6 protein-coding genes and 2 pseudogenes are annotated in these 6403 nt (G+C 75.9%); 5 read left to right on the plus strand and 3 right to left on the minus strand.

Annotated elements, in window-relative coordinates; translation table 11 throughout:
* The coding region (locus CCN44_RS36650; protein WP_086702986.1) for a cytochrome P450 at positions 1-861 on the plus strand (861 nt) is incomplete at its 5' end.
* A 24-nt stretch (positions 862-885) separates the two neighbouring features.
* Here the strand turns inward: CCN44_RS36650 and CCN44_RS36655 are convergent.
* A pseudogene (locus CCN44_RS36655) lies at positions 886-1663 on the minus strand (phosphotransferase family protein).
* Between the two features lie 104 nt (positions 1664-1767).
* On the opposite strand from CCN44_RS36655, the gene CCN44_RS36660 reads away from it, so the two are divergent.
* On the plus strand, positions 1768-2757 hold the full coding sequence (locus tag CCN44_RS36660) for an NAD-dependent epimerase/dehydratase family protein (protein ID WP_086702989.1): 990 nt from the start codon (positions 1768-1770) through the stop codon (positions 2755-2757).
* A gap of 31 nt (positions 2758-2788) precedes the next feature.
* Here CCN44_RS36660 and CCN44_RS36665 read toward each other — a convergent pair whose 3' ends face one another.
* Positions 2789-3898: a sensor histidine kinase gene (locus tag CCN44_RS36665; RefSeq protein ID WP_086702991.1), complete on the minus strand. Its 1110-nt coding sequence runs from the start codon at positions 3896-3898 to the stop codon at positions 2789-2791.
* 1 nt (position 3899) lies between these two features.
* Complete coding sequence (locus CCN44_RS36670; protein ID WP_223283699.1) at positions 3900-4682, minus strand: response regulator transcription factor; 783 nt, start codon at positions 4680-4682, stop codon at positions 3900-3902.
* 138 nt (positions 4683-4820) lie between these two features.
* Here CCN44_RS36670 and CCN44_RS36675 point away from each other — a divergent pair, with 138 nt between their 5' ends.
* The 3 genes and pseudogenes from CCN44_RS36675 to CCN44_RS47700 all read left to right on the plus strand — a co-directional run.
* The gene (locus CCN44_RS36675; protein ID WP_086702994.1) at positions 4821-5534 is read left to right on the plus strand and encodes a glycosyltransferase family 2 protein; all 714 of its coding nucleotides are present in this window, start codon (positions 4821-4823) and stop codon (positions 5532-5534) included.
* Positions 5531-6160: a TIGR04282 family arsenosugar biosynthesis glycosyltransferase gene (locus tag CCN44_RS47695; protein WP_059246705.1), complete on the plus strand. Its 630-nt coding sequence runs from the start codon at positions 5531-5533 to the stop codon at positions 6158-6160. The genes CCN44_RS36675 and CCN44_RS47695 overlap by 4 nt, the downstream gene beginning before the upstream one ends.
* Positions 6157-6403 (plus strand): annotated as a pseudogene (locus CCN44_RS47700) (SAM-dependent methyltransferase); the annotation flags it as partial. The gene CCN44_RS47695 and the pseudogene CCN44_RS47700, both read left to right, overlap by 4 nt.

Below are 6403 nucleotides of genomic sequence, written 5' to 3' on the forward strand. Positions count from 1 at the left end.
GTGGACCGGGTGGTGGCCGGGCTGCTCACCACGATGGCCGAGGCGGGACCGCCGGCGGACCTGGTGACCCATCTGTCGGTGCCGCTCCCCCACCTGACGATCTGCGAACTGCTCGCCGTCCCCGAGGCCGACCGCGACGAGCTGCGCGCGTACACCATGCGGCTGCTGGCCACCTCTCCGGACGCCCGGCAGGACGCGGCCGACGCCAAGGCCAGCCTCCGGAAGTACTTCGCGGAACTGATCCCGGCCCGGCGGAAGGCGCCCGGCGAGGACCTGCTCAGCGCGATGGCCACGGCCGAGGTGCCGCCGGGCGAGGAGCCGCTCAGCGACGACGAACTGGCGGTCCTGGCCGTCACGCTGATCCTCAGCGGCAACGACACCGCGACCTGCCAGATCAGCAACATCGCCTATCTGCTGCTGACCCGGCCCGAGGAGCGGGCCCTGCTCGCGCGCGACCCCGGCCGGTTCCCCGGCGCGCTGGAGGAACTGCTGCGGTTCATCCCCTTCCGCAAGGGCGTGGGCATCCCGCGGATCGCGCTGGAGGACGCGGAGATCGAGGGCACCGCCATCAAGGCCGGCGACTACGTGCACGTGTCCTACCTGGCGGCCAACCGCGACCCGGCCGTGTTCCCCGACCCGCACAGGCTCGACCTCGAACGGCCGGTGCACCCGCACATGACGTTCGGCTGGGGCGGGCACCACTGCCTGGCCGCCCCGCTGGCCCGGGCGGAACTGGACAGCGCGGTCACCGGCCTGCTGACCCGCTTCCCCGACCTGCGTCTGGACGTCGACCCCGCCGACATCCAGTGGGACACCGGGACCATCCGCCGCTTCCCGCTGCGGCTGCCGGTCACCTGGTGAGGCCGGGATCCCGCCGGCGCGCCGTCAGCCGCACCGCTCGAAGAGCGCTTGGAGGTACGCCTCCAAGCGCTCCGTGAGCACCGCCGGGGTCAGGTCGTGCCTGCCGAGTTCCCGCCAGGGCACGGCGACCTTCTCCGCGTCCGGCGCGAAGGCCAGCGCGTCGAGCAGCCGCCAGTACAGGTGGTCGGCCGGCTCGTCGCCGAGCGCTCCGCCGGCCGCGAGGTAGTGCTCGGCCAGGCTCATGCCGACGCGCACCCCGTGCAGCAGGGCGAGCGCCGTGGAGCAGTGCGCCACGTCCAGGTCGGCGGGGCCCCAGGAGGTCTCCACCCAGTCCACGACACCCGTGATCCTCAGAGCGGAACCCGTGCCCGAGAAGAGCACGTTGCCCGGGTGGAAGTCGCGGTGCAGGAAGCAGGGCCGGTGTACCGGGGGCGGACGGCGGAAACATCAGGAGCGACGGATGGTCGCAGTGCTCTGCCGCCGCGTCGACCGCGCGCAGCCGAGCGGCCGGCACGTCCGTGTCCGCGAGCAGCCGGAGGATGTCCGCCTCACGGGTCAGCAGTCCCGGCGCGTGCTTGACGTAGAACGGCTTGACGAAGGAGCGCAGGACCAGGGAGTACCGCTCGCCGTCCCCCTCGACGTCGAGCCGCCGCATCCGCGAGGTCCAGCCCCCGCGCAACTGCTCCGCACCGATGATCCGGTGGCCGGGGCGCAGGCTCCGCTCCCCCCACCGGCGCGTCGCGGCCCACTCCCCGTCCCCGGCGCCCGTCCCGACCGCTCCCGTGCTCCCGTGCTCCGTCACGACGGCAGCCTGACGATCACGCGGGAGGGTCCGCCGCCTTACGGAGCCGTGACGTACGGGCGCGGCCCCGTGGTCCGGCGCCGGGGCGGTCCTAGCGTGGGTGCATGCGGGTACTGGTCACCGGCGGCGCCGGGTTCATCGGGTCTCATGTCGTCGAGGCGCTGAGCGCGCGCGGGCACGAGGCGGTCGTGTTCGACGTGCGCGCGGATCCCGGCGCGGACGTGCGCGATCCGGCGGCGGTGGCGCGGGCCGTGGCCGGCGTGGACGCCGTCTGCCATCAGGCCGCGATGGTCGGGCTCGGGGTGGGTTTCGGGGACGCGGCGGAGTACGTCTCCCGCAACGACCTGGGGACCGCCGTGCTGCTCGCCGCCATGGCCGAGGCGGGGGTACGGCATCTGGTGCTGGCCGGGTCGATGGTGGTGTACGGGGAGGGGCGGTACACGTGCCCGCGCGACGGGGTCGTACGGCCCGGGCCGCGGGCGGTCGCCGATCTGGACGCGGGGCGGTTCGAGCCGAGGTGCCCGGTGTGCGGCGCGGCGCTCGCTCCGGGGCTGGTCGGCGAGGACGCCCCGGCCGATCCGCGCAGCGTGTACGCCACGACCAAGCTCGCGCAGGAGCATCTGGCCGCCGCCTGGGCCCGGTCGACCGGCGGGTCCGCGGTGTCGCTGCGGTACCACAACGTGTACGGGCCCCGGATGCCCCGCGACACCCCGTACGCCGGTGTCGCCTCCTTCTTCCGGTCCGCGCTCGCCCGGGGTGAGGCGCCGCGGGTGTTCGAGGACGGGCGGCAGCGCCGGGACTTCGTGCACGTACGGGACGTGGCCGCGGCCAACGCCGTGGCGCTGGAGGCGGGGTCCGTCCCGGGGGTGCTCACCGCGTACAACACCGGCAGCGGTGAGCCGCACACCGTCGGGGAGATGGCCCGCGCGCTGGCCGACGCCCACGGCGGGCCCGCGCCGGTGATCACCGGGGAGTACCGGCTGGGGGACGTACGGCACATCACGGCCGACTCGGCGCGGCTGCGGGCCGAGCTGGGCTGGCGGCCAAAGGTCGGGTTCGCGGAGGGCATGCGGGAGTTCGCGGCGTCCGGGTGAGCGGGACCGGGTGTGCCGGGGACCGGCCGTGCTACTGCGCCGCGGGCAGGGTGACCTCGAAGCGGCAGCCGCCGGGGATGTTCCGTACGGTGGCCCGGCCCCGGTGGGCCTCGACGATGCCGCGCACGATGGCGAGGCCCAGGCCCGCCCCGGCCGGCGGCGTACGGGCGTGCGTGCCGCGCCAGCCGGTGTCGAAGACGCGGGGCAGGTCCTCCTCGGGGATGCCGCCGCAGCCGTCGGTCACGGACAGCACCACGCCGTCGGGCGAGCGCTCGGCGGCGACGGCGACCGTGCCGTCGGCGGGCGTCCGGCGGATGGCGTTGACCAGCAGGTTGCCCAGGACACGGCTCATCTCCTTGGCGTCGACCTCCACCGGGACCGGCTCCACCCGGTCGCCGACCAGCCGTACGCCGTGGGCGCGGGCGAGCGGGTCGGCTCCCGCGAGGGCGTCGCCGACGAGGTCGTAGAGGGAGATCCGGGACGGGGTCAGGGGGAGGGTGCCGGCATGGATGCGGGAGAGTTCGAACAGGTCGCCGACCATGTCGTTGAGACGCTCCACCTCGGTGCGGATCTGTTTCAGGTAGCGGTCGGGATCGGCGGCGACACCGTCCTCCAGCGCCTCCGACATGGCGCGCAGACCGGCGAGCGGGGTGCGCAGGTCGTGGGAGATCCATGCCACGAGTTCCCGCCGTGAGGTCTCCAGCAGCCGTTCCCGCTCCCGGGATTCGGCGAGCCTCGCGCTGGTGGCGGCCAACTCGCGGCTCAGTTCGGCCAGTTCGGCGGTGACCGGGGCCTTCGGGGCGGCGAAGTCGCCGGCCTCGCCGAACGAGCGGGCCGCCAGCGCGAGTTCGTGGCTGCGGGCGACGACCCAGCGGCCCAGGAGCAGTGCGGTGGCCAGGGAGACCACGGCGGCCATCGCGACGACGGTCGTCACCACGGTCAGGTCGTGCGGGGAGAGGAACATCGCCCAGGCGACCGCGAGGGTGCCGGCGAGCACACCGCCCACGCCGACCGCGGCGGTCACGGCGAGGGAGGCGATGAGCGAGCGGCGCCGCAGCAGCCGGAGCGCGGCGGCTCCGGCCAGGCCGGTGGCGGCGGCCCCGGCGAAGGCGTACAGGGCGATGAGCAGAAGGTCGCGCACGTCAGCCCTCCGCGTCCCGGCCGCTCGGGTCGAAGCGGTAGCCGACGCCCCACACGGTCTGGATCAGGCGCGGCCGGGCCGGGTCGTCCTCGACCTTGCCGCGCAGCCGGCGGATGTGGACCGTCACCGTGGACAGGTCGCCGAAGTCCCAGCCCCACACCTCGCGCATGAGGTCCTCCCTGCTGTACGCCCGGCCGGGGTGCCGCAGGAAGAAGGCGAGGAGGTCGAACTCGCGGAGGGTGAGGGCGAGTTCCGAGCCGTTCTTGGTGGCGCGGCGAGCGGTGGGGTCGACGGCGAGGCCGGCCGCGGCCAGCGGGCCGGTGCCCGGTCCCGGGCGCGCGCGGCGGAGCACCGACTGCACCCGCAGGACCAGTTCGCGGGGGCTGAACGGCTTGGTCACGTAGTCGTCCGCGCCGATCTCCAGCCCCAGGATGCGGTCGTCCTCGTCGCCCCGGGCGGTGAGCATGACGACGGGTACCGCGGCCCGTGCGCGCAGCCGGCGGCAGACCTCCAGGCCGTCCATGCCGGGCAGCATCAGGTCGAGCACGACCAGGTCCGGCCGGTGGGCGGCGGCTCGGGTGAGGGCGGTGGGGCCGTCGTCGGCCCGGTCCACGACGTATCCGGCGCGCTGGAGGTATCCGGCGACGACCTCGGCCACGGTCGCGTCGTCGTCGACGACCAGGACCCGGGCGGCACCGGGGGCGGCCGGGGAGGCGGGCGCGGCGGTGCCGGGTGCGGTCCCGTCGAGGGTGCCGGCTCTCGCGGGCGGGTGCGGCTGCTGCATGGTCCCAGCCTCGCACCGGGCCGTCCCGGGTGTCCTCTCGCCGGTGGGGCCCCGCTGCCGACGTCAGCGTTTCGTAAGGAGCGGCGTCCGCGTTTCGTAAGGAGCTCCGGTCCGGTATGTCCGCTTCGCGTTCGTAGGGTGAACGGCGTGACCACCTCATCACCCCTTTCACCGGCGAGCGTGGACGTGGTGCTGCCCTGCCTGGACGAGGCGGCGGCCCTGCCCTGGGTGCTCGCCCGGATCCCGGCGGGCTGGCGCGCCCTCGTGGTCGACAACGGCTCCACCGACGGCTCGGCGGACATCGCCCGCGCCCTCGGCGCGACCGTCGTCCATGAACCGCGGCGCGGTTTCGGCGCCGCCTGCCACGCCGGGCTGGCCGCCGCCACCGCCGACGTCGTCTGCTTCTGCGACTGCGACGCCTCCCTCGACCCCGGGCACCTCGTGCCCTTCGTGCGGGAGGTGCTCGACGGCGGGGCCGACCTGGTCCTGGGACGGCGGCGGGCGCGGGGCCGGCGCGTCTGGCCCGCGCACGCCCGGGCCGGAAACTACGTGCTCGCGCGGCTGCTGCGCCGCCGTACCGGGCTGCGGCTGCACGACCTCGGCCCGCTGCGCGCGGCGCGCCGGGAGCCGCTGCTCGCGCTCGGGCTCAGCGACCGGCGCAGCGGCTATCCGCTCCAGATGGTGGTGCGCGCGGCCGACGCCGGCTGGCGGATCGCCGAGCACGACGTGCCGTACCTGCCGCGCGCCGGCACCTCCAAGGTGACGGGCACCTGGCGCGGCACCTGGCAGGCGGTGCGGGACATGAGCCGGGTCCTGGCCGAACCCCCGGCCGGCGGGCGGGCCGCGTCGTGACCACGCTGCTCGTCATCGCCAAGGAACCCCTGCCGGGGCGGGTCAAGACGCGGCTCACCCCGCCGTTCAGCCCCGGGGAGGCGGCTGCGCTCGCGGAGGCGGCGCTCGCCGACACGCTGCACGCCGTGGCGGCGGCTCCCGCGACCCGGCGCGTGCTGGTGCTGGACGGGGCGCCCGGTCCGTGGCTGCCGCCCGGCTTCGAGGTCGTACCGCAGTGCGCGGGCGGTCTGGACGTGCGGCTGGCCGACGCGTTCGCGCGGTGCGCCGGTCCCGCCCTGCTCATCGGCATGGACACCCCGCAGGTGACCCCGGAGCTGCTCACCGTGGACTTCGCGGGGTACGACGCCTGCTTCGGTCCGGCGGAGGACGGCGGGTTCTGGGCGCTGGGGCTGGCCGAGCCCGATCCGGCCCTGCTGCGGGGCGTGCCCATGTCGACGCGGCGGACGGGCGCCGTCCAGCGGCGGCGGCTGCGGGACGCCGGGCTGCGGGTGCGCGAGCTGCCCCGGCTGCGGGACGTGGACACCGCGGCGGACGCGGTGGCGGTGGCCGCCCTGGCGCCGCATGGCCGGTTCGCCGCCCGGCTGGCCCGGTGCGCCGCCCGGACCGGCTCCGGGACCGGGCGGTGAGCGCGCCGCCGGCCGTCTCCTGGGCCGGGGCCGGTCCCTACGCCGCCGCGCTGCGCAGCGGGCGCGGCCCGCTGTTCCTGCGCCGTGCCGACGGCTGGCTGCTGCCGCTGGAGGTCGAGCGGTGGTGCGCGCGGGCGGACTCCGTGGACCTGGCGGTGCTGGACCGGTGCGAGGGCGCCGTGCTCGACGTCGGCTGCGGGCCGGGGCGGCTGGTGGCGGAACTCGCCGCCCGGGGCCGTACCG

Source organism: Streptomyces tricolor (genome assembly GCF_002155905.1).
Lineage (GTDB): Bacteria > Actinomycetota > Actinomycetes > Streptomycetales > Streptomycetaceae > Streptomyces > Streptomyces tricolor.